The following is a 26,844-nucleotide window of genomic DNA, read 5'->3' on the forward strand; positions in this document are numbered from 1 at the left end:
AGGGCATCAGACCGCACCTTACTCCGCCGCTTCGCGCATCATCTCTTCGTGCGGAATATCCTGCAAAATCTGCTCGAAACTGCGCAGACGTTTGTAGATCGACATCAGCGTAATCAGCGTTGACCACGAGGTGATCAAATACTGGAACGACGAACGCACCTGATCAAACACGTTGGTAATCTGGTTCAACAGGCCGAGCGTAATGGTGCCCGCCACAATCGACGGGAACAGCACAAACAGCCCGAACACGTTATCCACCTGCAGATACATAATGCGGGTGATGTTGAAGTACAAATAGTGGAAATAGAGGCGGAAATAGTTCTGACGCACGCGGCTAAACAGCTCATGTACCGTCGGCGGTGAAGCGCGTTCGGGATCGTCTTCGCCGTACACCAGCTCTTTACGATAGGCCGCTTCCACCCGCTGATTACGGAACTCCAGCCCCGGCAGTTTAATCCCCACCAACGCCAGCAGCGCGGTACCAAACAGCGACCACAGCAGCGCGGCAATCACCAATGCATACGGAATGCTGCCGAGAATCGGCACCTCTTTGACATGGTGCGACAGCGTGACCAGCACCGGCAGAAACGCCACCAGCGTCATAATCGCCTGAATAAAGTTGATGCCCCAATCCTGCAACGTACCCGCGAAGCGCATGGTGTCTTCCTGCACACGCTGTGCCGCACCCTCAACCAGACGCAGACGCTGCCAGTTGTGCATGTAGTAATTGTTCATCGCAGTACGCCAGCGGAACACCCAATGGCTGACGAAGAACGAGTTCATCACGCCAATCACCACCGCGATCAGCGCGATACCGAGAAACGCCAGCACTTGCACATAGAACTGGTGGATGGCGACGGAACCGGCTTTGGTCAGTGCCTGCTGAATCATGTCGTAGAACGGGCCATACCAGGCGTTGACGCCCACGCCGACCTGCACACCAAACCAGGTGACAAAGATGATCAGAATCGATCCCCAAACCGACCAGCGCTGCCACGGATGGTTATCAATCACACGCCAGGTGAGCGCGAAGATGCCGGCAATAATCCAGTAATAGGCGTAAAACCACAGTTGGCTGATATGAATAAAACGGCTGGCATTGGTTGGCAAAGGTTCGTGCATCGCCGCCTGGAGCGCAGGCCAGCGCGCCGGGAAATCACTGAAAAAGCCGAACCAGGCAAAAATTGCTACTAAACTCCAAATCGCAGCTGAGCTGAAAAACAGCGTTGGCCGCGGAAAAAAGGACTTAAACATAGGCACTCCGCTGTTGTGTGTACTCTTTTATACCGCTTCAGACCTCTATCTGTCTGTTGTCGGTTGTATCTGACGATGACAGCTTCGCCGCTGCGATGTAAAGCGACAGCGGCAATTGTTAAGTAATTAGTGCGAATTTGTTTCTAAGAACTAAATTATCCACAGCAATGGTGTTACAATATTTGCACTGTTACCGGTAACAGTGCTGCTGTATCCCTTAAGCTATCAATTAAAAAAACAATACAACGCAACTACTTAACTTTCATGCCGCATTATATGTGGTACTGAGGCAATGTCATGTCAGAACAAAAAAATGGTCACACTCGCAGGGATTTTCTGCTGAGAACCATCACCCTGGCGCCGGCAATGGCGGTGGGCAGTACGGCGATGGGCGCGCTGGTGGCACCGATGGCCGCTGGGGCAGCAGAACAAAACGCATCACCACAACAGGCGCGTAGCTACCAGCCCACCTGGTTCACCGCCGAAGAGTTTGCCTTTATCACCGCGGCCGTGGCGCGCCTGATTCCCAACGATGAACGCGGTCCTGGCGCACTTGAAGCTGGCGTGCCGGAGTTTATCGATCGTCAAATGAACACGCCGTATGCCACCGGTAACAACTGGTATATGCAAGGCCCGTTCAATCCCGATCTGCCGAAAGAGTTGGGTTATCAGCTGCCGCTGGTGCCGCAGCAGATCTACCGTCTCGGCCTCGCCGATGCCGATGGCTGGAGCAAAAAGCAGCATGGCAAAGTGTTTGCTGAGCTGACGGGCGAGCAGCAGGACGCGCTGCTGACCGCGTTTGAAAGCGGCACCGCCGAATTCCCGCAGCTGCCAGCGAAAACCTTCTTCTCCTTCCTGCTGCAAAACACCCGCGAGGGTTATTTCAGCGATCCCATCCACGGCGGCAACCAGGGCATGGTGGGCTGGAAGCTGATTGGCTTCCCCGGCGCGCGCGCTGACTTTATGGATTGGGTGGAACGCGGTGAACGTTATCCGTTCCCGTCAGTGGATATTCGCGGGGAGAGGACGTAAGCGTGGCAAATGAATTGAAAAAAGTGGATGCGGTCGTCGTCGGTTTCGGCTGGGCGGGCGCCATTATGGCGAAAGAGCTGACTGAAGCGGGCCTGAATGTGGTGGCGCTGGAGCGCGGTCCGCATCGCGATACCTATCCGGATGGATCTTATCCGCAGTCGATTGACGAACTGACCTATAACATCCGCAAAAAGCTGTTCCAGGATCTGTCGAAAAGCACCGTCACCATCCGTCACGATGCCTCGCAAACCGCCGTACCTTATCGCCAGCTGGCGGCGTTCCTGCCTGGCACCGGCACCGGCGGCGCCGGTCTGCACTGGTCAGGCGTGCATTTCCGCGTTGACCCGGTTGAGCTGAACCTGCGTAGCCATTACGAGCAGCGTTACGGTAAAAATTTCATTCCGGAAGGCATGACGATTCAGGATTTCGGCGTCAATTATGACGAGCTGGAACCCTTCTTCGATCAGGCCGAGAAAGTGTTCGGCACCTCGGGCAGCGCCTGGTCAATTAAAGGCAAGCTGCTGGGCAAAGAGAAGGGCGGCAACCCATACGCGCCGGATCGTTCCAGCGACTTCCCGCTGCCGGCGCAGAAGCGCACCTACTCGGCACAGCTGTTCGCGCAAGCGGCGGAATCCGTGGGTTATCACCCTTATGATATGCCGTCGGCCAACACCTCTGGCCCGTACACCAACACGTACGGCGCACAGATGGGCCCGTGCAACTTCTGCGGTTTCTGCAGCGGTTACGCCTGCTACATGTATTCCAAAGCCTCGCCGAACGTCAACATCCTGCCCGCGCTGCGCCAGGAACCGAAGTTCGAGCTGCGCAACAACGCCTACGTGCTGCGCGTTAATCTCACCGACGATAAAAAGCGCGCCACCGGCGTGACCTATCTCGATGGTCAGGGCCGAGAAGTGGTACAACCTGCGGATCTGGTGATTCTGTCGGCATTCCAGTTCCACAACGTGCACCTGATGCTGCTCTCCGGCATCGGCAAGCCGTATAACCCGATTTCCAACGAAGGTGTGGTCGGTCGTAACTTCGCCTATCAGAACATTTCGACGCTGAAAGCGCTGTTCGACAAAAACACCACCACCAACCCGTTTATCGGTGCCGGTGGCGCAGGTGTGGCGGTGGATGATTTCAACGCCGATAACTTCGATCACGGCCCGCACGGCTTCGTTGGCGGTTCGCCATTCTGGGTCAATCAGGCCGGTACCAAGCCAATCTCGGGTTTGCCAACGCCGAAAGGCACGCCAAACTGGGGCAGCCAGTGGAAATCCGCGGTCGCGGATACCTACAATCATCACATCTCGATGGATGCGCACGGCGCGCACCAGTCGTATCGCGCCAACTATCTCGATCTCGATCCGAACTACAAAGATGCCTACGGCCAGCCGCTGCTGCGTATGACCTTTGACTGGCAGGATAACGACATCAAGATGGCGCAGTTCATGATCGGCAAAATGCGCAAAATCACCGAAGCGATGAACCCGAAAATGATCATCGGCGGCGCGAAAGGACCGGGCTCGCACTTCGATACCACCGTCTATCAAACCACGCACATGAGCGGCGGCGCGATCATGGGTGAAGATCCGAAAACCAGCGCGGTGAACCGTTATCTGCAGAGCTGGGATGTGTCGAACGTGTTTGTGCCAGGCGCTTCGGCGTTCCCGCAGGGACTCGGCTACAACCCAACGGGCATGGTCGCCGCGTTGACCTATTGGTCTGCCAAAGCGATTCGTGAACAGTATCTGAAAAACCCCGGCCCGCTGGTACAGGCATAAGGAACACGGCGATGATCAAAAGCATTTTAGCCCTGTTTCTGGGCACGATGACGTTCGCCGCAGTGGCGGACGAAGCAGGTTCGGACGCGCTGGTGAAGCGCGGTGAGTATCTGGCGCGCGCGGGCGACTGCGTGGCCTGTCACAGCACCGAAGGCGGTAAACCCTTTGCCGGTGGACTGCCGATGGCGACGCCGATCGGCACCATCTACTCCACCAACATCACGCCGGACAAAGCCAACGGGATTGGTGATTACAGCTATGACGACTTCCAGAAAGCGGTGCGTCACGGCGTAGCGAAAAACGGCGACACGCTCTATCCGGCGATGCCGTATCCGTCTTACGCGGTGGTCAGCGATGACGACATGAAGGCGCTATACGCCTACTTCATGCACGGCGTGCAGCCGGTGGCGCAGGCGAACAAAGAGAGCGACATTCCGTGGCCGCTGTCAATGCGTTGGCCGTTAGCCATCTGGCGCGGCATCTTTGCGCCGGACGTGAAAGCGTTCAAGCCGGCGGCACAGGAAGATCCCCAGTTGGCACGCGGTCGCTATCTGGTGGAAGGTCTCGGCCACTGTGGTGCTTGCCATACGCCGCGTAGCATCACCATGCAGGAAAAAGCGCTCAACAACGGCGAAGGCAACAACTATCTTTCCGGCAGCAGCGCGCCGATTGATGGCTGGACCGCCAGCAACCTGCGTGGCGACAACCGCGATGGTTTAGGCCGCTGGAGCGAAGAGGATCTCAAGCAGTTCCTGCGCTTTGGCCGCAACGATCACACCGCGGTGTTTGGTGGCATGACCGATGTGGTGCAGCACAGCCTGCAGTATCTGAGCGATGACGATATCAGCGCGATTGCTAAATATCTGAAATCCCTCGGCGCGAAAGATCCAAATCAGGCGGTGTTTAAGCAGGATGATGCGGTGTCTCAGGCGTTGTGGAAAGGTGACGACAGCCAGCCTGGCGCATCGACCTATGTCGATAGCTGTGCGGCGTGCCACAAAACCGACGGCAGCGGCTATCAGCGCTTCTATCCCGCGCTGCGCGGCAATCCGGTGGTGATGGCGGACGATCCAACCTCGCTGATTCATATCGTATTGGTCGGCGGCACTTTACCTGGCGTCAAAGGCGCACCCACGGCGATCACCATGCCGGCGTTCGGCTGGCGCCTGAACGATCAGCAGGTGGCGGATGTGGTGAACTTTATCCGTGGCAGCTGGGGCAATGGCGTGAAGTCGAGCGTGTCGGCGAAAGATGTGGCCGAACTGCGTAAAGACGAAACCGTGCAGCCGAAGCAGGGTAATGCGGATATTAAGGTGTTGGAAGGGCAGTAACCCGTTCTGTGCTCGCTGTCCCCCATCCCGGCCTTCCCCCGCTAGCGGGGGAAGGAGACGCTGCCACATGCAGTATCAGTACTCACATTTTGCAGCATCTTCCTCCCCCACTCGTGGGGGAGGACCGAGGAGGGGGGCAGCCAGCACGATCTGGGGTAAAGCCAGCACGGTCAGTACTAAATATTCTCCAAATCCATCCCACGGGTTTTCGGCCCGTAAATTCCCACCGATAGCATCACCATCAGCATACTCAGCACGATAAAGGCGATCACGCCCTGGCTGCCGGCATACTGCAAAATAATGCCAATCAAAATACTGCTGAACACCGTCGACAGGCGGCTAAACGAGTAGCAGAAACCCACCGCGCGGGCGCGAATGTGCGTCGGGAAAATCTCGGTCTGATAAGCGTGATAGCTGAAAGTCAGCCATGCGTTGCTGTAGGTGATCAGGAAGCCGCAGATGATCATCAGCACCGGATTGGTCATAAACGCAAACAGCGTGCCGAACACCACCGTCATCAGCGATGAAAACACGATCTGCCATTTATTCTCGAGCTTGTCGGCGTAGCGACTGCAAATCAGCGAGCCGAGCGGGTAGGCCAGCGTAATGAAAAACGCATACAGCAGGCTATGCGTGACGGTCGCGCCTTTGCCCGACAGCAGCGCGGGCAGCCAGTTGCCGAAGCCAAAAAAGCCAATCGCCTGAAAGAAGTTCATCACCACCAGCATCAGCGTGCGCTTGCGATAGGCGGGTGCCCAAATCTCACTGAAACGCCCTTGCTTAGGTTGCTCAGGTGCGAACTGTCCCCCATCCCGGCCTTCCCCCACCAGTGGGGGAAGGGGAGAAGAAATACCACAGCGCTTTTCCATTGCGCTCAAAACCTGATGCGCTTCCTGATGCCGTCCTTGTTGCGCCAGCCAGCGCACGGATTCCGGCAGGTTTTTACGAATCAGCCAGATCACCAGCGAGCAAACCGCACCGGCAATCACCACCCAGCGCCAGCCTTCAAGGCTGAGAATGGTTTGCGGCACCAGCCACCACGACATCAGCGCCACCGCCGGTACCGACAGGAACTGGATAAAGAAGGAGAAGGCGAACGCGCGGCTGCGCAGATGCGCCGGTACCCATTCGGAAAGATAGGTATCGATGGTCACCAGCTCAACGCCAAGGCCAATGCCGACCAGGAAGCGGAACAGGATGATCATCTCCGCGCTTTGCTGGAACGCCATTAGCAGCGAAAACGCGCCGTACCACGCCAGCGCACACATAAAGGTCAGGCGGCGGCCAAAGCGGTCGGCGTAGGGCGCAAGCAAACTCGCGCCGACAAACAGGCCAAGGAAAGTCGCGGAGGCAAATGCCGCCTGATCGGCGACGCCGAACACGCCGGCAGAACCGGTATGAAACACGCCCGCTGCCACCAGGCCGGAGCTGATGTAGCCGGTTTCAAACAGATCGTAGAGCTCAAAGAAGCCGCCCAGCGCCAGTAGCGTGATAAAGCGCCACAGACCGGCAGAAGAGGGCAGCGCATCAATGCGCCCGGCTAAGGTGCGGCGATCCGCACTGATGTGGTCGTTCGCCATCCCTGTCGACGTGATTGTTGTCATTGTTGTGTAAACCTCGGTGTTTGCAGAACCCGCTGACGGCTGAGATGGGTTTTAAAAATAATTAACCGTTAGCAAGCGAAGGAATAGCAGGATAATAAATTCGCTGAGCGTTGCCGAGAGGCGGGACGGTGACATTTTGGCAACATACGTTGCAGTTCACAGAAAAGGAGTCGCCATCCGTGGCGCAGGCTTAGTGCAGGCTCGGATAGACGCCCGGACCGATCGGTAAACCGAGCGCGTACCACGCCAGCAGCAGCACAATCCAGGTGGTGAAGAACACCAGCGGATAGGGGAAGATCAGCACGTAATAGGTGCCCAGCTGTGCATCTTTTTGATAGCGCTGCAGGAAGCCGAGGAACAGTGGGAGGAACGGCGACATCGGTGCCAGCGGCAACACCGCAGAATCGGCGATGCGGAAAATCATCTGCGCAAACGCCGGATGGAAGCCCAGCAGCATAAACATCGGCACAAATACCGGTGCCAGAATCGACCAGATGGCTGAGCCGCTGGCGATAAACATGCACAGGAACGCCGAGAGGAACATCAAGCCCATAAACGCCGGTGCACCGCTAATGCCCGCGCTTTCCAGCACATCGGTCAGGCCGATAGCCATGAACTTGCCCATGTTGCTCCAGTTGAAGAAGGCAACAAACTGCGACAGCGGAAACACCATCACAATAAAGCCCGCCATGCTCTTCATCGGATCCACCAGCAGCTGCGGGATATCATCCGCGTGGCGAATCTGCTTTGTCACCGCGCCATAGGCAATCGCTACCACAAAGAAGAACAGGATGATGATCGGCACAATGCCCTGAATAAACGGCGACGGAATGATACCGCCGGTTTTCGGATTGCGCAGCGGCGCGTGTTCCGGCACCACCAGCAGCGCCATCAGCGCGATAAACACTAGCGCGGCGATACCGGCAGCTTTCAGGCCACGATTCTCCAGCGCAGTGAGCGGCGGCAGGCGATCATTGTTGCCGCCGTTCCACGCGGGCAGGCGCGGCTCGACAAATTTGTCGGTCAGCAGCGCACCGGCGATGGTCAGCACAATCACCGAGCTGGCCATAAAGTACCAGTTGTCGATCACGCTAACGTGGACGGTATCGCTCACCGCTTTGGCGGCTTCGCTACTGATGCCGGACAGCAGCACATCGGTGGTGACAATCAGCAGGTTGGCGGTAAAACCGGACGCCACGCCGGCAATCGCAGCCATCAATCCCGCCACCGGATGACGTCCCACCGCGAGGAAGATCAGCGCGCCGAGCGGCGGCATCACCACCAGCGCGGCATCGGACGAAATGTGGCTGAAGAAGGCGATAAACAGCACCATGTAGCTGGCGTAGCGACGACTCACACGCGACGCCATTTTCACCATCAGTGATTGCAGCAGGCCGACTTTTTCCGCCAGGCCCGCACCAATCACCAGCGCCAGAATCGATCCCAACGGCGTAAAGCCGCTGAAGTTTTTGATGATGTTGGGCAGGATCCACTGAATCCCGGCGACGCTTAGCAGGTTGTTTACCCGCACCAGTTCGCCGTTGGCCGGATTTTTCACCGCCACGTCGAGGCTGCTGAGTATGGCGGTGGCCACCATCAGCACCACGATCAAATAGACGAACAGTAAGAATGGATTCGGCACTTTGTTGCCGACGCGTTCAATCCAGCTAAACAGCTTTCCGGGGCTGCGGTTCTCCGTGGTCACTTCCATTGCAGGTCCTCATCTCGTCTTGTTATGTTTGCATGCCCGTTGGGGGCTATATTTTTTGTATTTTTTTGGTATTCCAGTGGTCGCCATAAATGGCGATTTGTTTCGTGCGTTCATGGTGACGGTCGCCATTCATGCGCACCGTGTTACGAATCGCACGATTACTTCAACTTCGACGGTGTGACATCCGCTGGAATCGGGCAGACGTAAGGCTGCTCGCGGCGCACGCGCTGGAACTCATCGCGGCAGCGCGCCAGCGCCTCGTCATCCTGCAACAAGGTTAACGCTGTTGCAGCCATCACTTTGGCGGCCAGACACATGCCCTTGTGCGCAATGGACGTGCGGCCCTGCGCCACCAGCTGCCAGGTGTGCAGCGGCGTGCCGAAGGCGAAGCAGGGCGCAAAACACTGCGCGGTGGGCGTCACCCAACTCACATCGCCGACGTCGGTTGAGCCGTAAAGGATCTCGCGCGTCACCGCATAAGGCGCTACTTCATCCATCAAAATCTTGTCGCCTAACGCTTCGGTCCAGGCAACGCCCGCTTCACCGCCGGTGCGCGCTGCATTGAGACGCGCGTTGCGCAGATCGTCTTTGCTTAGCGTGGATCGCATCTCGGCGGCAAACGCCTGTTCCGCTTCACTGTAATCGGGCAAACCAAACTGATGCAAATAGCGCTCCATCACGCTTTCCAACGCGCGATTCGGCACGTAATTGGAGCAGGCTTTATCGAAGCGCACCGTCATCTGCGTATCGGTCATCAGGGCCGCGCCTTTGGCGATGTTAATGACGCGCTGATAGATATCCTGCGCCTGATCGAGCTGTGGCGCGCGAATCAGGTACAGCACTTCGGCGTCGGCTTGCACCACATTGGGGGAGACGCCGCCGGCATTGGTCACCGCGTAGTGCAGACGCGCTTCCTGCACGATGTGCTCGCGCAGGAAGTTGGCGCCGGTGTTCATCAGCGTCACCGTATCCAGCGCGCTGCGTCCTAAATGCGGTGAGTTGGCCGCGTGCGCCGCCACGCCTTTGAAGCGGAAGGCGGCCTGAATATTGGCCAGCGTGCTGAGGTTGAACATGCCGCTGAAACCTTCGGGATGCCAGGTCACGGCCGCATCAACATCGTCGAATAAGCCTTCGCGCACCATAAAGGTTTTGCCGGAGCCGCCTTCTTCACCCGGACAGCCGTAGAAGCGCAGCGTGCCGCGTTGGCCGTGCTCGGCCCACCAGGCTTTGATGGCGAAGGCGGCAGCCAAACCGGCGGTGCCGAGCAGATTGTGGCCGCAGCCGTGGCCGTTGCCGTTTTCCACCAGCGGCTGCGGCGTGGCGCACCCCGATTGCTGGCTCAAACCGGCCAGCGCATCGAACTCGCCGAGAATGGCGATCACCGGTTTGCCGCTGCCAATGCTGGCGATAAACGCGGTGTCGATGTTGCCGACGCCGCGCTCAACGCGAAAACCTTCTTGCTCCAGCGCATCGGCCAGCAGCGCGGAAGACTTTGTCTCTTCAAAGCGGGTTTCCGGTACGTCCCAGATGGCATCGCTGAGGGCGGTAAAACGCGGCTGGTTTTGGTTGATGTAGTGATCGATAAATTCGCTGTGGCTCATCGCTGGCCTCCAAACTGCGCTTGATTGAGGGCCAGCGTCGCCAGCGTCTGTACGGCGGTCGCCATGATCGCTTCGTCGAAATCGAACTTCGCGTTGTGATGGCCTGCCGCCAGATCGCAACCGAAAATCACGTAGGAGGATTGGCCGCCGCGCTGCTGCACGCGCTCCAGCATGTAGGTGGCATCTTCCGAGCCCGCCGCCTGCTGTTTGGTATCGATCACCGAGTTGAAAATGCCCAGCCCCTCGGCCTGCTGGTGGATGAATTCCACCCACGGCGGGCTCGGCGTGCAGCTGCGCGCGCCGCCCATCAGCTTGACGTCATACTCCACGCCGTACATCGCTGCCGCACCGGCAATCACACGCAGCGCCTGCTGATAGATATCGTCGTTAACCTGATTGCTGACGCCGCGCGTTTCCACCTTCATCAGCGCGCAGTCGGGCACCACGTTGCGTCCGGTTCCGGCTTGCAATACGCCGACGTTAACGCGCGCCACGCCGCCGCTGTGCTGCGGCAGATTGTGCAGCGCCAGCGTAGCCTGCGCCGCGGCCAGCAGGGCGTTGCGACCCTCTTCCGGTTTGCCACCGGCGTGCGCGCCGACGCCGGTGAAATTGACGTCGAGTTTGGTGGTGGCGAGGAAGCTATCGCTGCCACAGACGATTTCTCCAGCGGGCACGCCAGTACCAAGATGGATGGCGGTGAACAGATCGACATCATCCACCACACCGGCCCCGACCATCGCTTTCGCCCCGCGCACGCCTTCTTCGGCGGGCTGGAAAATGAGTTTGATGGTGCCGCTCAGCTGCGCTTGCATCTCCATCAACACGCCCGCCAGCGCCAAGCCGATAGTGGTGTGGCCGTCGTGGCCGCAGGCGTGCATCATGCCGGGATTGCAGGAGGCAAAGCCTTCGCGCGTTGGCAGATGATCGGCGGCGCGGCTTTCGTTCTGATCGAGCGCATCCATATCCACGCGAAAACCCATCACCGGGCCCGGACGACCGGTTTCCAGCGTGGCGACCACGCCACAAAATCCGCCGGAGAAGTGCTTAATCCATTGCGGCAGCGCGCCTTGCGCCAGCGCGCGCGCTTCCTGCTGCACCAGCACCTCAGCAGAGGGCAATCCCATGCGCGAGTCGGCATCGATCACCTCGCGGCCCAGTTTGAGTTGATAACCAAGACGATGCAGCTCTTCAGCCACCAACGTGGCGGTGCGGAACTCCAGCCAGCCCGATTCGGCAAAGTGGTGCAGATCGCGTCGCCAGGCCTGCATCTGCGGGATGCGCGCGTTGACGAGGTCAGAAAGGGTTTTCATCGGCATGTCCTTAGTGTTGGTTTTTTATGCATTCATCCGAATCTACACATTGGTTTTGCCGCGCATAAGATGCGAATATCTTGCTACTGATAAACAACGGTTATCATCAAACTATGTCTGCCAATCTTAAACTTCATCAACTGCGTGCGTTTGTTGACGTGGCGCGCCAGGGCAGTATTCGCGCCGCCAGCCGCTTGTCCGGGCTTTCACAGCCTGCGCTGACCAAAGCGATTCAGGAACTGGAGCTGGCGCTGGGCGCGCGGCTGTTCGAGCGGCGACAGCAGGGCGTTACGCTGACCGATATCGGTGATAACTTTTTTAAGCATGCCAGCCTGGTACTGGAAGAGTTGCGGGTGGCGCAGGAGGATATTCAGCAGCGGCTGGGATTGGCTGGCGGGCGCGTCAACATCGGCGTGGGCGGCAGTATTGCGCGCACCGTCATGCCGCAGGTGATTAACCAGTTTCATCGCGAGTATCCGTTGGTCAAGGTGCGAATTGTTGAAGGTCAGCTGGTTTCGATGGTGCATGAACTGCGCCAGGGCGAGCTGGATTTCACCATCAATACCTACGATAAAAACCATCTCGATCAGGAATTGGTGTTTGAACGGCTGATGGAGCGTGATTATCAGGTGGTGATGCGCAAAGGACATCCGATGGCGCACGCGCGCACGCTGGCTGAGTTGCAGCACTGCGACTGGACCATGCCGACGCCGCAGGGCAGCTATTATCGGCTGCTGCACGATCTGTTTGGTGAGCGCGGCATGGCGCCGAAAATCGTCGTCACCTGCGAGACCTTTATGGCCTGCACCAGCCTGGTGGCGCAGAGCGATTTCGTCAGCATTATTTCTCGCGATGTGATTGAAGACCCGACGCACGGCGGCCAGCTGATCTCCCTCGAACTCGACGAACCCTTACCGAAAGCCACTTTCTACCTTATCCAGCGTAAAGACACCGCGCTGACACCGATGAGCGCCTACATGGCGCAGCTGTTTCGGCGCTACTGTCAGCAAAGGTAAGAGTGCGGCCTGGCTCGCAACGGTATAAATAATGCGCACTACACTTGCTGGGGACGTTCCCTTTATGGAGTGCAGACCATGCAAGTTACCCCGTATGTGTTTTACAGCGGTCGCTGCGAAGAGGCGATTACCTTCTACCTCGACGCCACCGACGGCGAGCTGCTGTTCAAGATGACTTATGGCGATATGCCGGATGAAACGCCGGTGGAGGACGAAGGTTGTATCTCGGGCGTGAGCTTTTCGCCGGAGCAGATTATGCATGCCCACCTGCGCATCGGTCAGGGCGAATTGATGATGAGCGATGGCGCACCGCAGGCGGCGTATGGCGGTTTTGCCGTGAGTTTATCCACGCCGGATGAGGCGCAAGGCAAGCGTTGGTTTGAGGCGTTGTCAGCGGGCGGTGAAGTGACGAAAAGCTGGGCACCGACGTTCTGGGCCAATGGCTTTGGCATGTTGACCGATAAGTTCGGCGTACCGTGGATGGTGAATGCGTATAAGCCGCAAATTTAGGTGGGTGCGGTGTTCAACCAGATGCGCATAAATGCGTTGGATTTGGTCACCGTCATTAAAACGGTGCGCATTAATGCGCACCCTACACCGTAGGGTCGCCATTCATGGCGACCGTTTCACCAACCACACCATCCCATGGCGACCGTTTCACTCGATTAGAAGTTGTAACCCACCACCAAATAATAACCCCATCCAGTCGATTTCACTTCAAACGGACCGTTACCGAAGTTCACCTCCTGGCCGTCAGCCCACTGGCCGCCGTTGTGGAAATAACGCGCCACGGTTGAAACATGCCAGTGATCGTAGTTCAGCGACAGAATGTGGCTCGATGCAATCGAGTTGCTGGTGCGTGAACGATCGGACTTATCACGCAGATCGGAACCCCAGTCGAAGTTGGTGAAGCCGATGTAGCTCAGCTTGCCGCCCCACAGATCGGTAATCGGCACAAAGTATTTCACCTTGAAGCGGTAACCATCCCAGCTGTTTTCGTTCGCCGCACCGTAGTTTTCCCACTGGTATTTCGCGTAAACGTTCAGCGACAGGCCGATATCGCTGTGCGTATCGATGTCAGTGCCGAGACCCATGTACCAGGTGTTCTGACGGCTATCGCTGTTGCGACCCATGTCATAGATGTAGTTGTTGGCAAAGTACCACTCTTTAAACGGACCGAAAGAGAGGTCGGTGCCGGTCAGCTTATCGATGGAGAAACGTGGCTCAATTTCCATGAACATCGGCGAACCGTGGTCGAACACGCCGTTAGCGTTGCTGTTGCCCACGCCGAAGAAGTTGGTCAGATCGAGGTAGCCGTAGAAATCGAACCAATCCTTTTTAGCAAAGGCTTCGTATTCCAGATACACGTCGTTGTTGAACTGGGGTCCAAAACGGGTGTGGTAGCTGCCCACCACGTTCACGCTCTGATGCCACCAGTCAGAAACGTACTGCGGATCGCTGTCTGCCGCTTGTGCCGCACCAGTCCAGCTGCTGGCCAATAAGGCCCCTGCTATCAACGCTTTATATTTCATTATTGTTAACCACATGCTTTTGATCGCCGGGCCGTCGCCGCGATCGGGTGAAATTGATCCCAGGGGATGGGCAGTGAGTTGTCGTATCCGGTCTGCATCGCCAGATTTTCAAGCTTGCGTAATGTGCCTGTAACAGAGGCATAGAAAATAGATTTTGGTCACGTTTGTCAAAAAGTGTTGCAGTTTGATTCACTGGAAATGTGATCGTTATCACATAAATACCGTGAGGCGAACGGAACCCCGCAACCGTTTACGTGTCGCGTTCGTCGGGAAAAAGGGGTTGAGAGAATGGTGCGATAGGTTACAAGGTCGCCATGAATGGCGACCCTACGGGTTATGGGAGGGTAACGCGTACCTGCAGGCCGGCAATCTGGCCCTGTTGATCGTGGCGGTTCGACAGCGCAACCTGCATCTGATGCTTTTGCGCCACACTGCGCACAATCGATAAGCCCAAGCCGCTGCCTTGCGCCTGCACGTCCGGCGAACGGGTGAAGCGGTCAAAGGCGCGTTCGATAAAGGATTCCGCCATGCCGGGCCCGTTATCGACAATATCCACCACGGTGTGATTGCCGACGCGATGCAGCAGCACGTCAACCAAACTGCCTTCCGGCGTATGCAGCATCGCATTGCCGATCAAATTATCAAACAGGCTTCGCAGATCGGAGCGGCTGGCGTGCAGGCGATAATGGGTGGTGCCGTTAAAGCCGATATCAATGCCGCGCTTATCTGCCACCACCATCAACTGCTCAATGCTCTCTTTCAGCAGGTCGTCCAGCTCGATGCTTTCCACCGTGGCGACCACCGATTGATCTTCCTGACGCGAGATATTCAGCAGCTGCGTCACCAGATGGCGCGTGCGCGTTACACCCGCTTCCAGCTGATCGAACTGGCGGCTGGCTTCTCCGGGTTGAATATGTTGCCGCAGATTCTCCAGCTGCAAGGTCACTGCGGTGACCGGCGTACGCAGCTCATGCGCCGCATCTTCGAGGAACTGACGCTGCGATGACCAGGCCGCGCGCAGTCTATCCAGCAAGGCGTTGTAAGCTGCCACCAGCGGCAGCACTTCATCCGGCAAGCCATCAGGTGAAACGCTATGCGGATGCAGGGTTTCCTGGGCTGCGATATGGCGCGACGCCACGCGTAAATCGCGCGTTATCGCCCGTACCACCAGCCATATCACGATCAGTGAGAGCGGCATCATCAGTACCAACGGAATGATGGCGGAGAGCGCTCGCTTGACCATGATACTTTTCATGTAGCCGATATTATGCAGCACCTGAATATTGCCGATTTCACTGCCCAGCTCGCCGGGCCGCGTGTAAACACGCCATTCGCAGTCGTCGCCACAGTCACCGACTTTCAAATCGGTCCAGCCTTTTTTCAGCTGCAATGGCGCATGCAGGCCCGGCCACGAGCTGGCGCGCAGATGGTTGCTTTCGTCCCACAGCTGAACGATATAGGTGCTTTTGAGTTTCTCTTCATGCATCACCATCGGCATCAGCGCCGGCATGCGTTGGCTGCTGGCCCAGGCATCGGCGATCTTGGCGAGCTGATCGTCCTTCATGGTGCCCATCATGTCGCCGTAGCAGTGATAGAAATACCAGGTGACGCCGCCAATCATCGCCAGATGCAGAATCACCAGCGTGGCGAGCAGTTTGTTACGCAGCGAGCGCATAAAGGTGAAAGGTTTCATATTGCCGGTACCCGCCAGCCAAGTCCGCGTACGTTGCGGATCACTTCGTTATCCAGTTTGCGACGCATACCGTGAATCAGTACATCCACCGCGTTGCTGCTGACCTCTTCGCCCCAGCCGTAAATGCGGTTTTCTAACTGTTCGCGTGAAAGGATGGCGCCGGGCCGCTCCAGCAAGGCGTAGAGCAGGGCATATTCGCGTGCGGTGAGCTGTTCGCGCTGGCCTTTATACAACACTTCGCGCGTCATGATGTCGATCTGCACGTCGCCGCTGCCGAGCAGAGAATCTGCCGCACCGTGGCGACGGCGGGTAATGGCGCGCATACGTGCCAGCACCTCTTGCAGATCAAAGGGTTTCAGCAAATAGTCATCCGCGCCGCTGTCCAACCCCTGAATGCGCTGCTGCACGGTATCGCGGGCGGTGAGCACCAGCACCGGCGTCATGTCGCCGCGCGTGCGCGCTCGTCGCAGCACCTGCAAGCCATCTTCACGCGGCAAGCCAAGATCCAGCAACACGCAGGTATAGCCGCCTTCGGCCCAGGCATTGCTGGCATAGACGCCGTCGCGTACCCAATCCACTGACCAACCTGCCGCTTCCAGCGCTTGCTGCAGATTCGCGCCAATCATTTCGTCATCTTCTACCAGCAGCACACGCATGATGCCCTCCAACTTAACTGAACGCAGTGTAGCGACAGATAATTAGGCCAGAATTATACCCGTTTTCCCGCTTGCTAATTCTGCGCTAATTTTCTGCTAATTAAGGGATAAATTTAACGCGCTATTGTGGCGGCACTGGACACATTGCCAACGCAGGAGAATCCCATGAATCAGCGCGAATTTATCCGTAGTTTGCTGGACTGGATAGAGAATAACTTAGGGCACGATCTTCATCTGGATGAAGTAGCACGCCGCTCGGGATACTCCCGCTGGCATCTGCAACGTCTGTTCCGTCAGCACACCGGTTTTTCGCTGGCCGAATACATTCGCCAGCGCCGCTTAACCGAATCGGCATTGACGCTGATTAACAGCGATGAGGCGATTTTGCAGGTGGCGATGAGTTACGGCTTCGATACGCAGCAGGCTTATACTCGCACCTTCAAAAACTACTTCATGGTTACGCCAGGCCAGCTGCGTCGCCAGCGTCGCGTCGAGCCGGATCGTTTATTGTTCCCATTAGCCGTCGCGTAGGGTCGCCATTTATGGCGACCAGGATCGGGGAATTTGTTATAAGCTTCTGTTCTCACTCTCTTAACTGCCAGAGAACATGGACAACAGCGACAATCTCTCCGCCATGATGCTGTTTGCACGCGTAGTGGAACGGCAAAGCTTTAGCGAAGCCGCACGCACCTTAGGCGTTTCCAAATCCCACGTCAGCCGCGAAGTGGCGCGACTGGAAGTGCGGCTCGGCATCAAACTGCTGCAGCGCACCACGCGCAAAGTGGTGCTGACCGAGCTCGGCCAGGCTTACTATCCGTTCTGCGTGCGCATGCTGGAAGAGATGCATCGCGCCGACGCCTTTGTACAGCAGGTGCATCAACTGCCCGCAGGCAACGTGCGCTTGCAGGCGCCGGTCACCTACGGCTGCCAATGCGTGGTGCCCACGCTGAATGACTTTATCCGCCGCCATATTCACATCAACGTTGATCTCGAACTCACCACTAGCGATGACCCGCAACCCAGCGCCGACGTGGCGATTGTCATCCGCGCACGTGCGCCCGATGCCGCTAACTATCGTGAACTCGCCAGCATTGATTGGGGCTTGTACGCTACGCCGGATTATCTGGCGGCGCATGCGGCCATCGATCATCCCGACCGCCTGACGCGCCACGACTTGCTGCTGTTTCACGGTCCGGCGCACACCGCCGCGCTGCCGTTTCGCCGTGATAAACAGCGGCTGGCGCTGGATGTACATAGCCGTTTCCGCGCTAACAACAGCATGGCGCTGCTCAATGCGGCGCTGGCGGGGACCGGCATCGCTTATCTGCCTGCTTATATGACGCAGGACGCTTTAGCGCGCGGCGAAATCCAGCAGGTGCTACCAGAGTGGCAAATGGATCGCCTGCACAGCTATCTGTTGCTGAAAGAGCAGCCGCAACCCTCTTCGCCGGTGACATTGCTGTGCGATGCCTTAATCAAGGCGCTCGGCATGGCGTAATTGTTGTTATCTGGCAACAATGCTACGCCGCCTGGCAATTATCATAACAACCCTGTTTTCTCTGATTGCTCGCTGTTAGCCTGCTAAAAAAGCAAAAAACAGGGATATCACCATGCAGCAACCTCCACTCGCGTTAGCGCCCGAACAGCAACACTGGAAGCGAAATTTATGTGTCTGCGTGCTGGGTTCGTTCAGCACCATCGTGGCGATGACACTACTGTTGCCGTTTCTGCCGCTCTACGTGCAGCAACTCGGCGTGCAGGAACCGGCGGCGATTGCGCGCTGGTCGGGTGCAGCCTACGGCGCCACCTTCCTCAGCGCCGCCCTGACCGCGCCGTTGTGGGGCAAACTGGCCGATCGCTATGGCCGCAAACTGATGTTGATTCGCGCCAGCCTCGGCATGGCAATTGCGATGTCGCTGATTGGCATGGCCACCGCGCCGTGGCAACTGGTGGCGCTGCGTTTGCTGGCGGGTTTGCTCGGCGGTTACGCCTCGGGATCGACCATTCTGGTGGCGGCGCAAACGCCGAAAGAGCAAACCGGCTGGGCGCTCGGCGTGCTGTCGTCCGGCATCATGGCGGGCAACGTGGTGGGGCCGCTGCTGGGCGGCGTGTTGCCGCCGCTGATTGGTATTCGTCACACCTTTTGGCTGACCGGCGCGGTGATTTTCCTTGCCTTTCTCGCAACTACTTTTCTGCTGAAAGAGGTGCCGCGCTCCTCCGGTAAGAAAACCGTGCAAAGCAGTGCAGCCGATGAGGCACCGCCGAATCTGCCGGTGGTGCGCCTGATGTGGCTGTCGGGCATGCTGCTGATTTTCGCCAATATGTCGATTGAGCCGATCATCACGCTCTATATCGGCCAGTTTGTCAGCGGCGATCGCGCCATCACCGTCACCGCCGGTTTGGTGATGGCCGCCGCCGCGCTCGGCAGCATTCTCTCCGCACCGCGTCTGGGACGGCTGGCCGATCGCGTTGGGCATGGTCGCGTGCTGATTTACGGATTGATAGCCTGCGCGTTGCTGTTGATCCCGCAGGCGTTTATCAGCGAAGCGTGGCAATTGGTGGTGCTGCGTTTTCTGATGGGCATGGCGCTGGGTGGATTGATGCCGTGCGTCACGGCGCTGATTCGTCACAGCGTGCCGCAGTCGCAGGTGGGTAAGATGCTGGGGTATTCCACTTCGGCGCAGTATGTCGGCCAGGTTTCAGGTCCGCTGTTTGGTGGCTTTGTTGGCGGCGCGTTTGGTATGCGTCCGGTGTTTCTGGCCACCTGCATAATTATGGCGCTGTGCGCGCTGTTAAACGCCCGCGTGCTGCGTAACCGCTAACTCGTAGGGTCGCCATTCATGGCGACCTTCATGATGGGCGCACCGCAAGTTTGTGCGGTTTTTGCAAAGGTCGCCATAAATGGCGACCCTACGAAAAAGCGGGCCTAAGCCCGCTTTATTACTTCAACGCAAAAACTTACTTCGCATCTGGCAGTGCATAAGCAATCACATAATCACCCAGCTTGGTACCAAACGAACCGTGACCACCTGCCGCGATAACAACGTACTGCTTGCCATCCACTTCATAGGTCAGCGGCGTAGCCTGGCCGCCCGCTGGCAGTCGTGCTTGCCAGAGCATTTCACCGGTATTGGTATCGAATGCACGCAGATAGTTATCTGCGGTAGCACCAATGAAGAACACGTTACCTGCAGTGGTGATTGGGCCGCCCAGCATTGGCATACCCATTTTGAACGGCAGTGGAACTGGCGCGCTATCGCGAACCGTACCAATGCGTTTTTTCCACACGGTTTCGTTGGTCTTCAGGTCAACCGCTGAGACATAGCCCCACGCCGGTTGTTTACATGGCAGACCAAACGGTGACAGGAACGGATTCAGCTCCACGCCGTACGGTACGCCGTACTGTGGCTGGATGCCGGTTTCAGTACCTGAACCGCCTTTGTCGTCAGCCGGTGGCTCGATCGGGTTGCCCGGACCGCGCGGAACCAGCTTGGAAACAAACGGCAGCGCCATTGGGTTAGCAATCGCAATCTGACGATGTGGATCCACCGCGATACCGCCCCATTCGAACATGCCGAGGTTGCCTGGGAAGACCAGCGTACCTTGCTCAGACGGCGGGGTGAACGGACCTTCATAGCGCAGACGCTTGAAGATCACGCGGCACACCAGCTGGTCGTACATCGTCGCGCCCCACATGTCCTTGTCCGTCAGATTCTGTTTCGGACGGAAGGTCAGTTCGGAGTACGGCTGAGTTGGTGAAACGTGGTCACCTTTGGCGGCGCCCTGTGGAACCGGGGTTTCCGGCGCAGGGACAACCGGCTCGCCGGTGCGACGATCCAGTACAAAGATGTTACCGGTTTTCGCCGGTGCATAAATCACCGGAACGGTTTTGCCATCTTTGGTGGTGATATCGGCCAGCGTCGGCTGCGACGGCAGGTCCATATCCCACAGATCGTGATGCACGGTCTGATACGACCACACCAGCTTACCGGTAGTGGCGTTCAGTGCCAGTACGCTGCTCGCATAACGTTCCTGCTCTGCGGTGCGGTTGCCACCCCAGATATCCGGCGTTGACACACCCATTGGCAGGTAAACGATATCCAGCTTCGGATCGTACACCGCCGGTGCCCATGAGTTCGGTGAATTCATGGTGAAGGTGTGTTCATCCTGTGGAATCGCGTTTGGATCTTTCGCGCCCGGATCGAACACCCACAACAGTTTGCCGGTGTTGACGTCGAAGCCACGGATGGCGCCAGACGGCTCACGGGTTGAGTAGTTATCGGTGACCGCGCCCGCTACCACGATGGTAGTGTCGGTGATGACCGGCGGTGAGGTTGGCTCGTACTGACCTGGAGTCAATACGGGCTGCTTGTGCTGCAGATCCAGTTCACCGTTGTTGCCAAAGGCAGCGCAACGTTCACCGGTTTCCGCATCCAGCGCGAACATGCGGCCATCATTTACCGGCAGGTAAATACGGCGTGAGCACAGCGCAGGTTGGGGATTGGCCGCATCAGCTGCAGCAGGGACTTCGTGATAAGAAACGCCACGGCAGGTCACGTGCTGGAAGGTTGGATTCGGCTTCAGGCCCGGATCAAATTTCCACTTCTGCTTGCCAGTTTTGGCATCCAGCGCAAACAGAATCTGATGCGGTGAGCACAGATACAGGGTGTCGCGGATTTTGATTGGCGTGACTTCATCGGTGATTTCGCCCGGATCGTTTGGCGTCTTCAAATCGCCGGTCTGGAACTGCCAGGCAACCTGCAGCTCTTTAACGTTACCGGTGTTGATCTGCTTCAGCGGCGAGAAGCGGGTGCCTTGCTGGTCACGTGCATAGGCAGGCCAGTCAGCATCATTGATGTTGCTCAGCGGCTGCGCCTGCGGAGCATTAGAGGCTGCCGCTGGAATTTCACCGTTCAGCTCTTGTGGATCGTGGAACACTGCCCACGCCAGCACCAGCACGCTAGCAAGCAGCGCCACTGACAACAGCGCCAGAGCGCCTTTGCCGGCATTATTCAGACCGCGATACACAAACGGCAGAACCAGCCAGATGCCGAAGATCACCAGCACATCGGTACGCGGTGCCAGCGCCCAGAAGTCGAAACCGACTTCCCACACGCCCCACACCAGCGTTGCCAACAGCAGCAATGCGTACAGCAGTAATGCTGAGCCGCTACGGCGCCACAGCAGAATAGCGGTGATCAACATGACCACACCGCCAATAACGTAGTACCAGGAACCACCAATGGCGGCTAACCAAACGCCACCAACCAGCATAAACGCGCCCGTCAGCAGTGCAAAAAGCACTGTGAGAAAACGGATTACGCCAAAAGATGAGGAAGCTTTCCCCATAATATTGACCTCTTTCTTTGCCATTAAAAACTAAAAAGGAAACAACGCGTTGGGCTGCTTCCCGACATAGAGTACGAAATAACGAAACGGTTCGAACGACGCTTTCCATGCGGCGAGATGTTCCCTTTGCGTTAAATTTTATCTTAAAAACGTTAAAGGGTTTGATATTTTTAGTGCTTTGCACGCGTGGAGAGGAAGTAGTGCGACATTTTATGGGGGAATAACGGTGTTATGTCCGGTTAGATCGGGCCATAACACCTAAGAGCAACACTTTGTGTAAACGTTTACCCTTCGAGCAGTATGCTGCTGGTACGTTGCTCTTGCCAGCCGCTCAAATTAAGTTGCGCATAATGTTCAGCAGGCAGCGTTAACTGCTGGGTACGTAATATTACCTCCGCTTCTCTTTCGCGACAGGACTCCAGCAGAAAAGGAAAGCTGAACTTGAGGTAATTATCGTTAAAAAACTCATCGGTCAGCACAATACCGCGAAAAGGAAAGGTGGATATATTCTTCCAGCAAGTGCCGGGTGGTGCCAAATCATATAGCCAAAATGAGAAACGCTCTGCGGCCTGGCGTAATGCACTATCTTGCTGAACTAAGTCGGCATAATCGATCGCCAGTTGTACATTCTCATTCTGCAGGCAGGAATAATTATCCGTTGCCTGTAAAAAACGCACAAGGTTATTTCCCGTTAACGGGATGATTATTAATTCGGGTGCATCCGGCAACTGGTTATGCAGCGAAATTATGTTGCCTCCATTAAGTGTTGTCGTGCTTTCCTGTTCGCAATGCATAAAAGGTGCTGAATAACACACGCCAGCTAGCGCACCGTCGAAACGGCGAATGCGCTCAGTAACATAAGGATTATAAGATCTGTTTTCCATTTATCTCTGTGAATAAATTAATTGGATGCAACGTCTTAATTATTATAAGAACGGGCGACTGGTGAAATCTTAACCCCGACAATATAAACCCTTTGCTGAATAAAGTTGATCTTTTTTAATTTTCTCTGATAGAGAGATATTAAGTGAAGCGGTAGCGATAATTCGCCATCATCTTATGTGTGTTGATATTTTCAAACTACAACCATCAGCCCGCTAATATTAAGAGCGCTATGCTTAGCTTAATTCTGGATAAGCTTCTGTTTTTAAACAGCACGGCTAGCCATTGCCTGGCTCAACAAGATGCCGCACTCTGTGGCCTGAAAAAATAAAGCGGAAGCCATGATGTGGCTTTTCACCAGGTTGGTGCAACGACGCTAACCGATGTAATGATTTAGGATGGGATAAAACTATGGGTTCTCCAGTATCCGCAGCAGAGGATTCATTGCTGCGGCACAGGTCGTTTGTCGCCTTTTGGCTGGCGCGCACCTGTTCATCGTTTGGTTTTCAAATGTTCTCGGTCGCGGTCAGCTGGCAAATCTACGCGCTGACCCACAGTGCGATGGCGCTGGGCATGATCGGTCTGATGCAATTTCTGCCTTCCGTGCTGTTGGCGCTGCCCGCCGGACATCTGGCGGATCAGCTCGATCGTCGCCGCATCGTGTTGCTCGGGCAATGCATTGAGTGGTTGGCGCTGCTGGGGCTGGTTGCGCTCACGCTGATGAACTGGGCAGGCAAGATTGAGATTTGGGGATTGGTGTTCCTGATCTCCGTCGCCAAGGCGCTTGAGTGGCCAGCGATTACCTCGATGCTGCCCGCGCTGGTGCCGCCGCCGATTCTGGCACGCGCCATGGCCGCCAGTTCGGTGGGCGGACAGGCGGCGGTGATTATCGGCCCAACGCTTGGCGGCTTCCTTTATGTTGCGGGGCCGGAAGTGGTGTATGGCGTCTCGGCACTGTTCTATCTGTTCTCCATCGTGCTGGTGAGTCGACTGCGCTATGAGCGGCCGCCGCAGGCGCGCTTGCCGATGAATCTGCCAAACCTGTTTGCCGGCGTGCGCTTTATCCGCGATCGCAAAGATGTGCTCGGTGTGATTTCACTCGACCTGTTCGCGGTGCTGTTGGGCGGCGCGACTGCGCTACTACCGATCTTCGCGCAGGATATTCTGCATACCGGGCCTTGGGGATTGGGCATCCTGCGCGGCGCGCCATCGGTCGGCGCGCTGCTGGTTGGCGTGTGGCTGAGTCGTCACAAGCTGGAAAAGAACGTCGGTATGATCATGTTCGGTTCGGTGGCGGGTTTTGGCGTGGCGACGTTGGTGTTCGCGCTCTCCACCCAGCTTTGGCTGTCGGTGATCGCGCTGGCAGCGCTTGGCGGCTTCGATATGGTCAGCATGGTGATTCGCGGCGCGCTGGTGCAGTTGGATACGCCGGATGACATGCGCGGCCGCGTCAATGCGGTCAACGCCATTTTCATTAATACCTCGAATCAGCTCGGCGAGTTTGAGTCAGGTTTGCTGGCCGCGTGGATGGGCGCAGTGCCCGCAGCGGCAATTGGCGGCATCGGCACGCTGATCGTCGTGGGGGTGTGGATGACGATTTTCCCGCATCTGCGTAAGCGGCAGAAGCTGGAAAACGAAACCGTGGTTTGATGGATTGGCTGTCATGACTTCGTTCGTCCATTTTGACGGTCGCCATGAATGGCGACCCTACGGCGTAAGGTGCGCATTTATGCGCACCGTTTCACAACCCGCACGATCCCCCAACATCACACGTTGATTGCTTTCCCCAGGCTAGCATCAAAGGTTTTCCAGCTCTCGGTCATATCCACCACGGTTTTCGATTTTTGCGCTTCATCGATTTTGATCGCGGTAAGTCCCGCTTCCAGCGCATCCACCACGGAAACCTTCAGCGGCGTTCCTTGCGTAATGTGTTTCACAATCTCTTCTGCCATCAGCGCATCGGCGCCGTAATGGCCGTCATAAGCGTTGCCGTCATACTCGGTATCCACTTCGCGCTCGCCGGTGCGGGCGTTGTGCACGCGGAAGTAGTTACGCACAAAGTCACCTTCGGCCATGCCATCGGTGCCCATCACGCAGAAGCGGCGGAACTCATCCGGCACGTTAAGGTTGGCGTGGAAGGCGAGGGTGGCGCCACCGGCATACTCAATCAGCGCGGTTTGGTAATCGACGATATCGGCATCGCCGTCAAACACCGCATCGGTGCTCGACCAGCCGCTCGGCTTAACGTGATATACCTCAGACTGCGGCGTTACCGCACCTTTAGGCGCATGCTGCGGCGTGAAGTTTTTGCGTCCGCCGAAGCTGGCAACGCGCACCGGACGCTCGCCGACCAAACCCTGATAGAGATCGATATCGTGGCAGCATTTTTCCAGAATGTACGGACCAGCGTACTTCTCCAGACGACGCCAGTCGCGCTGGAAGAACGCACCGTGATAGGGCTTGATGTGTTCGGTGGCTTCAATTGAGGTGATTTCGCCGAGGCGATTTTCATCGCGCGCGGTGAGCAGGTCGCGATAGAGCGGCGAGTAGCGCAGCACCAGGCCGACCAGAATGCGCTCGTGACCATATTGCTGTACCAGCTGTGCCATCGCCATGGTCTGCTCTTCGTTGATCACCACCGGCTTCTCGGTGAATACCGTGTAGCCCGCCGCTAAGCCCTGACGAATATGTTCAAGGTGCATAAAGTTCGGCGAACCGACCAGCAGCAGATCAAAGCCGCCGTGTTGTAGCAGCGCATCCACGCTGTCAAACGCGGTGCCCGCATCGATGCCAAAGCTGTGCAGGTTCGGTAATCCTGCCGGAGCCGGATCGACATAACCCACCACGGAAAACGCTGTGTCGGCTTTGTTGAACTCTTTCACCACATGGGAAAGACGAAAGCCCAGACCAATAATGCCCACTTTCATGTTGTACCCCTGAAGCCCGTTGCCTGTAAGCCGCCCGACCCGTCAGGCTGCTGATAATCTGACCGCTAACTTATTACGACAGAAAAACTAATGTCAATCCGTGTGGCGGATCTCAATTGGTGAAAAATTGTTATTTGTATGATTTATATCTATTTTAATTAACTATACGGATTGCCTATTTATTTGTTATTGCGATTTAAGTTTTTTTCCCCTATCTTTCGCACATCTATAAGCGTCATACCGTTTCGGGCTGGCAGGAGGAAGCGCGTGCATTCACTAATGCTGGGTATTGATGGCGGTGGTACGCACTGTCGTGGACGCCTGACCGACAGCGCCGGACGGCTGCTGGCGGAAGCCAAAGGCGGTCCTGCTAACGTCTGGTCGCAGTTTGATGCCGCCATTGCGGCCATCGAGCAGGTGATCGACGATCTGTTTGCGCAGGCGAATTTACCCGCTGAAGCGCGCGACCGCACGGTGATCGTCGCCGGGCTGGCGGGCGCGAACGTCGCCTCAGTGCAAACCCGTCTCGCCAGCTGGCAGCCACGCTGCCAGGCGCGCTATCTATTTACCGATGTCGAAATCGCCTGTGCCGGTGCGCACGCCGGTGCGCCGGGTGCGGTGTTTATTATTGGCACTGGCAGCCAGGGCGCGGCCTGGGATGGCGCGCACTTCACGCTGCTCGGCGGCTGGGGTTTTGCCCTGTCAGATGCCGGTTCGGGTGCGATTCTCGGCCAACGCGCGCTGCGGCTGGCGCTGCTGGCGCACGAAGAGATTGTGCCCGCCTCGGCGTTAATGCAGCGCATCATGGCAAGCTATCAAAACAGCCCGGAACAGCTGCTGATGTGGTCGAAACAGGCGACGCCCGCTGATTGGGGCCGCGTGGTGCCTGAGGTTTTCGCTGCCGCGCAGCAGGGCGATGTGCACGGCACAGCGCTGGTGCAGCAATGCGCCGCGGATATCGTGCAGATGGTACAGCCGCTGCTGGCGCGCAGCCACGGCAAGCTGGCCTTGATGGGCGGATTAGCCGAGCCCATTCAGGCGTGGCTGCCGGCGGATATCGCTGCGCTGCTGGTGCCGCCGCAGGGCGATGCGCTGAGCGGTGCGATTCGCCTCGCCACGCAGTTCAGCCTGACACTTCCCGCTTAACTTCAGATAAAGA

General features: G+C 57.1%; 21 protein-coding genes. 10 read left to right on the plus strand and 11 right to left on the minus strand.

Annotated elements, in window-relative coordinates; genetic code table 11:
• Positions 1 to 18: 18 nt before the first annotated feature.
• On the minus strand, positions 19 to 1,254 hold the full coding sequence (gene sbmA, locus RTM06_RS09170; protein ID WP_312181596.1) for a peptide antibiotic transporter SbmA: 1,236 nt from the start codon (positions 1,252 to 1,254) through the stop codon (positions 19 to 21).
• A gap of 297 nt (positions 1,255 to 1,551) precedes the next feature.
• On the opposite strand from sbmA, the gene RTM06_RS09175 reads away from it, so the two are divergent.
• Genes RTM06_RS09175 through RTM06_RS09185 form a run of 3 tightly spaced genes read left to right on the plus strand, consistent with a single transcriptional unit; the run spans position 1,552 to position 5,404 of the window.
• Positions 1,552 to 2,286: a gluconate 2-dehydrogenase subunit 3 family protein gene (locus tag RTM06_RS09175; protein ID WP_101762365.1), complete on the plus strand. Its 735-nt coding sequence runs from the start codon at positions 1,552 to 1,554 to the stop codon at positions 2,284 to 2,286.
• Positions 2,287 to 2,288: 2 nt separating this feature from the next.
• Positions 2,289 to 4,073: a GMC family oxidoreductase gene (locus RTM06_RS09180; RefSeq protein WP_256698180.1), complete on the plus strand. Its 1,785-nt coding sequence runs from the start codon at positions 2,289 to 2,291 to the stop codon at positions 4,071 to 4,073.
• Between the two features lie 11 nt (positions 4,074 to 4,084).
• Positions 4,085 to 5,404: a cytochrome c gene (locus tag RTM06_RS09185; RefSeq protein ID WP_312181601.1), complete on the plus strand. Its 1,320-nt coding sequence runs from the start codon at positions 4,085 to 4,087 to the stop codon at positions 5,402 to 5,404.
• 176 nt (positions 5,405 to 5,580) lie between these two features.
• Here RTM06_RS09185 and RTM06_RS09190 read toward each other — a convergent pair whose 3' ends face one another.
• The 4 genes from RTM06_RS09190 to RTM06_RS09205 all read right to left on the minus strand — a co-directional run bounded on the left by RTM06_RS09190 (position 5,581) and on the right by RTM06_RS09205 (position 11,630).
• Complete coding sequence (locus RTM06_RS09190) at positions 5,581 to 7,008, minus strand: MFS transporter (RefSeq protein WP_312181603.1); 1,428 nt, start codon at positions 7,006 to 7,008, stop codon at positions 5,581 to 5,583.
• A 190-nt stretch (positions 7,009 to 7,198) separates the two neighbouring features.
• The gene (gene abgT / locus RTM06_RS09195; protein ID WP_256698186.1) at positions 7,199 to 8,719 is read right to left on the minus strand and encodes a p-aminobenzoyl-glutamate transporter; all 1,521 of its coding nucleotides are present in this window, start codon (positions 8,717 to 8,719) and stop codon (positions 7,199 to 7,201) included.
• A 158-nt stretch (positions 8,720 to 8,877) separates the two neighbouring features.
• Complete coding sequence (locus RTM06_RS09200; protein WP_312181605.1) at positions 8,878 to 10,320, minus strand: M20 family metallopeptidase; 1,443 nt, start codon at positions 10,318 to 10,320, stop codon at positions 8,878 to 8,880.
• Entirely contained in the window at positions 10,317 to 11,630 is a 1,314-nt protein-coding gene (locus tag RTM06_RS09205; RefSeq protein ID WP_312181608.1) for an amidohydrolase, read from the minus strand. Before RTM06_RS09205 ends, RTM06_RS09200 begins: the two co-directional genes overlap by 4 nt.
• Before the next feature lie 113 nt (positions 11,631 to 11,743).
• Between RTM06_RS09205 and RTM06_RS09210 the strand changes: the two genes are divergently transcribed.
• Both RTM06_RS09210 and yjdN read left to right on the plus strand, forming a co-directional pair.
• On the plus strand, positions 11,744 to 12,646 hold the full coding sequence (locus tag RTM06_RS09210; RefSeq protein ID WP_258144392.1) for a LysR family transcriptional regulator: 903 nt from the start codon (positions 11,744 to 11,746) through the stop codon (positions 12,644 to 12,646).
• Positions 12,647 to 12,724: 78 nt separating this feature from the next.
• Positions 12,725 to 13,156, plus strand: coding sequence for a VOC family metalloprotein YjdN (gene yjdN / locus RTM06_RS09215; protein WP_312181610.1), 432 nt, complete (start codon positions 12,725 to 12,727; stop codon positions 13,154 to 13,156).
• Between the two features lie 155 nt (positions 13,157 to 13,311).
• On the opposite strand, the gene RTM06_RS09220 is transcribed toward yjdN, so the two are convergent.
• The 3 genes from RTM06_RS09220 to RTM06_RS09230 all read right to left on the minus strand — a co-directional run bounded on the left by RTM06_RS09220 (position 13,312) and on the right by RTM06_RS09230 (position 16,527).
• Entirely contained in the window at positions 13,312 to 14,178 is an 867-nt protein-coding gene (locus RTM06_RS09220; protein WP_008105602.1) for a nucleoside-specific channel-forming protein Tsx, read from the minus strand.
• Positions 14,179 to 14,512: 334 nt separating this feature from the next.
• The gene (locus tag RTM06_RS09225) at positions 14,513 to 15,871 is read right to left on the minus strand and encodes a sensor histidine kinase (protein ID WP_008105600.1); all 1,359 of its coding nucleotides are present in this window, start codon (positions 15,869 to 15,871) and stop codon (positions 14,513 to 14,515) included.
• Complete coding sequence (locus RTM06_RS09230) at positions 15,868 to 16,527, minus strand: response regulator transcription factor (protein ID WP_008105599.1); 660 nt, start codon at positions 16,525 to 16,527, stop codon at positions 15,868 to 15,870. Before RTM06_RS09230 ends, RTM06_RS09225 begins: the two co-directional genes overlap by 4 nt.
• Before the next feature lie 165 nt (positions 16,528 to 16,692).
• Between RTM06_RS09230 and RTM06_RS09235 the strand changes: the two genes are divergently transcribed.
• The 3 genes from RTM06_RS09235 to RTM06_RS09245 all read left to right on the plus strand — a co-directional run bounded on the left by RTM06_RS09235 (position 16,693) and on the right by RTM06_RS09245 (position 19,349).
• Positions 16,693 to 17,058, plus strand: a complete 366-nt coding sequence (locus tag RTM06_RS09235; protein WP_008105596.1) for a helix-turn-helix domain-containing protein — start codon at positions 16,693 to 16,695, stop codon at positions 17,056 to 17,058.
• Between the two features lie 76 nt (positions 17,059 to 17,134).
• Entirely contained in the window at positions 17,135 to 18,025 is an 891-nt protein-coding gene (locus RTM06_RS09240; RefSeq protein ID WP_312181614.1) for a LysR family transcriptional regulator, read from the plus strand.
• Between the two features lie 112 nt (positions 18,026 to 18,137).
• The gene (locus tag RTM06_RS09245) at positions 18,138 to 19,349 is read left to right on the plus strand and encodes an MFS transporter (protein ID WP_312181616.1); all 1,212 of its coding nucleotides are present in this window, start codon (positions 18,138 to 18,140) and stop codon (positions 19,347 to 19,349) included.
• A 136-nt stretch (positions 19,350 to 19,485) separates the two neighbouring features.
• Here RTM06_RS09245 and RTM06_RS09250 read toward each other — a convergent pair whose 3' ends face one another.
• Positions 19,486 to 21,876: a glucose/quinate/shikimate family membrane-bound PQQ-dependent dehydrogenase gene (locus RTM06_RS09250; RefSeq protein WP_312181618.1), complete on the minus strand. Its 2,391-nt coding sequence runs from the start codon at positions 21,874 to 21,876 to the stop codon at positions 19,486 to 19,488.
• 284 nt (positions 21,877 to 22,160) lie between these two features.
• Positions 22,161 to 22,760, minus strand: a complete 600-nt coding sequence (locus tag RTM06_RS09255; RefSeq protein WP_312181620.1) for a hypothetical protein — start codon at positions 22,758 to 22,760, stop codon at positions 22,161 to 22,163.
• 409 nt (positions 22,761 to 23,169) lie between these two features.
• Between RTM06_RS09255 and RTM06_RS09260 the strand changes: the two genes are divergently transcribed.
• Positions 23,170 to 24,408, plus strand: a complete 1,239-nt coding sequence (locus RTM06_RS09260; RefSeq protein ID WP_312181622.1) for an MFS transporter — start codon at positions 23,170 to 23,172, stop codon at positions 24,406 to 24,408.
• Positions 24,409 to 24,524: 116 nt separating this feature from the next.
• On the opposite strand, the gene RTM06_RS09265 is transcribed toward RTM06_RS09260, so the two are convergent.
• A complete protein-coding gene (locus RTM06_RS09265) occupies positions 24,525 to 25,685 on the minus strand; it encodes a Gfo/Idh/MocA family oxidoreductase (protein WP_312181624.1) in 1,161 nt (386 codons plus the stop codon).
• 279 nt (positions 25,686 to 25,964) lie between these two features.
• Here RTM06_RS09265 and RTM06_RS09270 point away from each other — a divergent pair, with 279 nt between their 5' ends.
• The gene (locus RTM06_RS09270) at positions 25,965 to 26,831 is read left to right on the plus strand and encodes a BadF/BadG/BcrA/BcrD ATPase family protein (RefSeq protein ID WP_312181680.1); all 867 of its coding nucleotides are present in this window, start codon (positions 25,965 to 25,967) and stop codon (positions 26,829 to 26,831) included.
• The last annotated feature ends 13 nt before the right edge of the window (positions 26,832 to 26,844 follow it).

The organism is Pantoea sp. CTOTU46764 (genome assembly GCF_031974595.1).
GTDB lineage: Bacteria > Pseudomonadota > Gammaproteobacteria > Enterobacterales > Enterobacteriaceae > Pantoea > Pantoea trifolii.

Bases quoted from the DNA above. Each gene is read 5' to 3' on its own strand.
- sbmA (WP_312181596.1), bottom strand. From the start codon at position 1,254: ATGTTTAAGTCCTTTTTTCCGCGGCCAACGCTGTTTTTCAGCTCAGCT.
- RTM06_RS09175 (WP_101762365.1), top strand. From the start codon at position 1,552: ATGTCAGAACAAAAAAATGGTCACACTCGCAGGGATTTTCTGCTGAGA.
- RTM06_RS09185 (WP_312181601.1), top strand. From the start codon at position 4,085: ATGATCAAAAGCATTTTAGCCCTGTTTCTGGGCACGATGACGTTCGCC.
- RTM06_RS09190 (WP_312181603.1), bottom strand. From the start codon at position 7,008: ATGACAACAATCACGTCGACAGGGATGGCGAACGACCACATCAGTGCG.
- abgT (WP_256698186.1), bottom strand. From the start codon at position 8,719: ATGGAAGTGACCACGGAGAACCGCAGCCCCGGAAAGCTGTTTAGCTGG.
- RTM06_RS09200 (WP_312181605.1), bottom strand. From the start codon at position 10,320: ATGAGCCACAGCGAATTTATCGATCACTACATCAACCAAAACCAGCCG.
- RTM06_RS09205 (WP_312181608.1), bottom strand. From the start codon at position 11,630: ATGAAAACCCTTTCTGACCTCGTCAACGCGCGCATCCCGCAGATGCAG.
- RTM06_RS09210 (WP_258144392.1), top strand. From the start codon at position 11,744: ATGTCTGCCAATCTTAAACTTCATCAACTGCGTGCGTTTGTTGACGTG.
- yjdN (WP_312181610.1), top strand. From the start codon at position 12,725: ATGCAAGTTACCCCGTATGTGTTTTACAGCGGTCGCTGCGAAGAGGCG.
- RTM06_RS09220 (WP_008105602.1), bottom strand. From the start codon at position 14,178: ATGAAATATAAAGCGTTGATAGCAGGGGCCTTATTGGCCAGCAGCTGG.
- RTM06_RS09225 (WP_008105600.1), bottom strand. From the start codon at position 15,871: ATGAAACCTTTCACCTTTATGCGCTCGCTGCGTAACAAACTGCTCGCC.
- RTM06_RS09230 (WP_008105599.1), bottom strand. From the start codon at position 16,527: ATGCGTGTGCTGCTGGTAGAAGATGACGAAATGATTGGCGCGAATCTG.
- RTM06_RS09235 (WP_008105596.1), top strand. From the start codon at position 16,693: ATGAATCAGCGCGAATTTATCCGTAGTTTGCTGGACTGGATAGAGAAT.
- RTM06_RS09240 (WP_312181614.1), top strand. From the start codon at position 17,135: ATGGACAACAGCGACAATCTCTCCGCCATGATGCTGTTTGCACGCGTA.
- RTM06_RS09245 (WP_312181616.1), top strand. From the start codon at position 18,138: ATGCAGCAACCTCCACTCGCGTTAGCGCCCGAACAGCAACACTGGAAG.
- RTM06_RS09250 (WP_312181618.1), bottom strand. From the start codon at position 21,876: ATGGGGAAAGCTTCCTCATCTTTTGGCGTAATCCGTTTTCTCACAGTG.
- RTM06_RS09255 (WP_312181620.1), bottom strand. From the start codon at position 22,760: ATGGAAAACAGATCTTATAATCCTTATGTTACTGAGCGCATTCGCCGT.
- RTM06_RS09260 (WP_312181622.1), top strand. From the start codon at position 23,170: ATGGGTTCTCCAGTATCCGCAGCAGAGGATTCATTGCTGCGGCACAGG.
- RTM06_RS09265 (WP_312181624.1), bottom strand. From the start codon at position 25,685: ATGAAAGTGGGCATTATTGGTCTGGGCTTTCGTCTTTCCCATGTGGTG.
- RTM06_RS09270 (WP_312181680.1), top strand. From the start codon at position 25,965: ATGCTGGGTATTGATGGCGGTGGTACGCACTGTCGTGGACGCCTGACC.